Annotated in this window: 4 protein-coding genes; 3 read left to right on the top strand and 1 reads right to left on the bottom strand. The window is 64.1% G+C overall.

Going from position 1 to position 3810, the window contains the following annotated elements; translation table 11 throughout:
• Positions 1–100: 100 nt before the first annotated feature.
• From QVE23_RS10000 to QVE23_RS09990, 3 genes are read left to right on the top strand one after another with little or no spacing between them, the layout of a single operon-like run.
• Positions 101–775: a cyclase family protein gene (locus QVE23_RS10000; RefSeq protein ID WP_021750808.1), complete on the top strand. Its 675-nt coding sequence runs from the start codon at positions 101–103 to the stop codon at positions 773–775.
• Complete coding sequence (locus QVE23_RS09995; RefSeq protein WP_287968119.1) at positions 772–2100, top strand: Mur ligase family protein; 1329 nt, start codon at positions 772–774, stop codon at positions 2098–2100. The genes QVE23_RS10000 and QVE23_RS09995 overlap by 4 nt, the downstream gene beginning before the upstream one ends.
• Positions 2101–2104: 4 nt before the next feature.
• Positions 2105–2842 (top strand): type 1 glutamine amidotransferase, encoded by a 738-nt coding sequence (locus QVE23_RS09990; RefSeq protein WP_287968118.1) that lies wholly within the window; start codon positions 2105–2107, stop codon positions 2840–2842.
• A 180-nt stretch (positions 2843–3022) separates the two neighbouring features.
• Here the strand turns inward: QVE23_RS09990 and QVE23_RS09985 are convergent.
• The coding region (locus tag QVE23_RS09985; protein WP_287968117.1) for a sulfatase-like hydrolase/transferase at positions 3023–3810 on the bottom strand (788 nt) is incomplete at its 5' end.

The raw sequence follows: 3810 nt of genomic DNA, 5'->3' as shown, positions 1-3810 counted from the left end.
GACTACCTGCTGGGCCTCTCGGACCAGCGGTGACCCGCTCTCCCAGAACTTAGAAAAAGCACCATGCCCCGCCGCATGGAAGGAAAGGAAGCTCCCGCCCATGATTATCGACCTGACCCACACCATCACGCCGGAGATGCCCATGTATCCCGGCTCCGCCGCCCCCTCCATCAAGCCCACCGGCTCCCTGACCCGGGACGGGTTCCGGGAGACCCAGTTGACCATCGCCTCCCACACTGGTACCCACATGGACGCCCCGTCCCACATGCTTCCCCGGGGCTCCACGCTGGAGGTGCTGCCCGCCTCCCAGTTCTGCGGCCGGGCCGTGGTGCTGGACGTATCGGACCTGCCGCCCCGGAGCGTCATCACCGCCGACTACCTCCGGGAGCAGAACGGGACCATCCGCTCGGCGGATTTCGTGCTGTTCTACACCGGCTGGGAGCGGAAGTGGGGCACCGGCGCCTATTATGACGACGATTTCCCCGTGCCGGACCAGGAGGCGGCCAAATATCTGGTTTCCTGCGGCCTCAAGGGCGTGGGGACCGACGCCCTCAGCGTGGACACCCTGCGGGATCAGCAGTTCCTGGCCCACAAAACTCTGCTGGACGGCGGTCTGGTGATCCTGGAGAGCCTGTGCCTGAAAAAGGTCGTGGGGCGCACCGACCTGATGCTTTTCGCACTGCCCCTGAAATTTGAGAACGCCGACGGCGCGCCGGTGCGCGCCATCGCGGAATTCCGGGACTTCCCGGAGGAAAAGGAGATGGAGGCGCTTTGAGAAAGTTTCTGGCCATCCTGGTGTGCAAGCTGGGCCGCGCCGTGGGCAAGCTGGTGGGCAAGGGCAGCTCTATGCCCGGCAAATTCGCCCTGAAGATCTGCCCCGATATCCTCGCCCGGGTCCAGCTGCCCAGCCACATCATCGCCGTCACCGGCTCCAACGGCAAAACCTCCACCGTGGAGATGATCGCCGCCATCCTGCGGGCCGGGGGCAAAACCGTGGTCTACAATGAAGAGGGCTCCAACCAGATCGAGGGCGTCACCACGCTGGTGCTGACCCACGCGTCTCTCACGGGCCGGGTGCGGGCGGATGTGCTGCTGATCGAGTCCGACGAGCGGTACGCAGCCCAGAGCTTCCGGTACTTCCACCCCACGGAGTTCGTCATCACCAATCTCTACCGGGACCAGCTGACCCGGAACGGCCATCCGGAGTGGGTGTATGACGCCATTCTCCCGGCCCTCCATCCGGAGACGGAGCTGATCCTGAACGCCGACGATCCCCTGTCCAGCTGCTTTGCCCGGGGACGGGACAGGGTGAAGTGGTTCGGCCTGGACCGCTGCCCCTCCGACACCGCGTCCCCCACCGGCGTGTACCACGACGGGGCCTGCTGTCCGGTGTGCCATGCCCCCATGGAATATGACTACGTCCACTACAACCACATCGGCGCTTTCCGCTGCACGAAATGCGGCCATCACAAGCCCGCCACGGACTACACCGCCACGGCGCTGGACCTGGGCCGGGGCCCCCTGACCATCGACAGCTCCATCACCATCCAGCTGGCCTTCCGCAGCATCTACAACGTCTACAACATCCTGGCGGCCTATGCCGCCTGCCGGGAGTGCGGCGTGGCGGCGGACACCGCCGCCGGGGTCATCAACAACTACATCCTGAAGAACGGACGGATGCAGAAATTCACCCTGGGGGAGCACCGGGGGATGCTGCTGACCAGCAAGCATGAGAACTCCATCGCCTACGACACGAACCTCCGCTACATCCGCGCCGCCCAGGAGCCCTGCACCGTCCTGGTGATCGTGGACGCGGTGAGCCGGAAGTACTTCACCAGCGAGACCAGCTGGCTGTGGGACATCGACTTCGACCAGCTGAACGCCCCCCAGGTGCAGCGGATCATCCTCTCCGGCCGGTATTGCAACGATCTGGCGGAGCGGTTCTCCTTCACGGACATTCCCCGGGAAAAGGTCACGGTCCAGGCGGACATCCCCGCCGCGGCGGCGGAGCTGAAGGCGGACGGCAGTGAAAACGTATACGTGGTCACCTGCTTCTCGGACCGGGACAAGATTCTCTCCCAGGTGGTAAAGGAGGCGTGAGGACATGGAACTGAAGATCATCCACTTTTATCCGGATCTCATGAGCCTCTACGGCAGCTATGCCAATGTGTCCGTCCTGCGGCGGTATCTGGAGGCCCTGGGCTGCGCCGTCACGGTGCAGCCCGTCGTCCCGGGGGAGGGCGCAGACATCACCAGCGCCGACTTTCTCTTTATGGGAGCCGGCACGGAGCGGGCCCAGCGGTTTGCGGCGGAGGACTTCGCCCGGTATAGCGCGACGGTGAAGGCCGCGGCAGAGGACGGCACCGCCATGCTGTTCGCCGGCACAGCTATGGAGCTCTTAGGCGCCTCTGTCACCGACAGGGACGGGGACACGTATCCCGGCATCGGTCTGGCCTCTTTCACCACGGTCCAGGGCAAGCGGCGGATCGTAGGGGATGTGTACGGCGTTACAGCCCTGTTTCCGGAGGCCGTGGTGGGCTTCATGAACAAGTGTGGCCAAATCCGCGGCGTGGAGGCGCCGCTGCTCACCGGTCTCTCTCTAGGCTTCGGCAATGAGGCGGAGAAGGGCCCGGAGGGCTTCCACTGGAAGAACGTGTTCGCCTCTGAGCTCACCGGGCCAGTTCTGGTAAAGAACCCCCGGCTGCTGGAGGCTGTGGCGGACGCCATCTGTACCCGGCGGGGCATTTCCCTGCCAGAGGAGCGGCCGTCCTTCCCCTATGCAGAGGCGGGCTACGCCATCACAGCAGAGCAGTTGAAGCTGCGGGCCGAGGCCCGGCAGTGATTGCAGGGAGAATCCGCCAGGACGGCCGCCTGTGGGCGGCCGTCCTGTTTTTTGCAGAGGCCCGCCGGGGCCGTGCGCATCCAACTCCAGCCACAGACTGACGCAGGGAAGCGCGACCATGGGGGACATTGCCCGGAAAACGGACCGGGGAGCGGTTGCAAGCCGCTCCCCGGTCTTATTTTATTCCGTATTGCTTAAAACCTCATTGTGCTTATCCACCACGCTGATCTCCAAATCCCGGTAATCCGCGGTGTTCGGCTCCTCCGTCACCCGCAGCAGCCAGGGGGCCTCATACTCCGTATCCAGCAGCTGCCCATTCTGTGTCACCACACAGTAAGGTGTAAAATTCTCTCCCAGGATGAACCAGTCCCCCGCCCGCTGCTCCATACCGGTGATCTCGATGGGCACCATGCCCATCTCCATCTCCGTGGGTCTGTAGCGGGCCTCGCCCTCATAGCAGTATCCTTTTCCATAGAGGGCGTCATATTGCAGCATCCGCAGGTCCGCCCGGTATGTAGGCTCCTCCCGGCAGGTCTGCTGGAAGGCGGTCATCAGCCCGGTGGTGATGCCCAGGCGGCCCAGCACAGTGGCGGAGAGCTGATAGGCCGCCAGGGGCTCGTCCTGCTGTTCCAGCCCAAAGTTGTCCCAGATGATGTACTCTGTGCGGTAGAGGCTGCTGCTCTCCATGTTCTCGGCCTCCAGCCCCAGCGCCGGCAGGTGATCGCCATAGAGCACCAGCACCGTCCGCTCATCCCGGGCCTCCAGCTCCTGGATCAGATCCCCCACAAAGGCGTCCATCTCATGAATCTGGTTCACATAATACTCCAAAGCCCAGCGGTACGCCTCATCGGGGCACGCTTCCACCGTGACGGCCGGGTCCTCCAGCTCCGGCTCCATGGGGTATTTGCCGTGGCCCTGCACAGAGACCGTGAACACCAGATCCGCCTGGTCCTCCGTCACATCCAGCG

Origin of the sequence: Oscillibacter sp. KLE 1728, assembly GCF_934833455.1 — a bacterium.
Taxonomy (GTDB): Bacteria; Bacillota; Clostridia; order Oscillospirales; family Oscillospiraceae; genus Oscillibacter; species Oscillibacter welbionis.
This window is presented reverse-complemented; position numbering and strand designations above follow the sequence as displayed.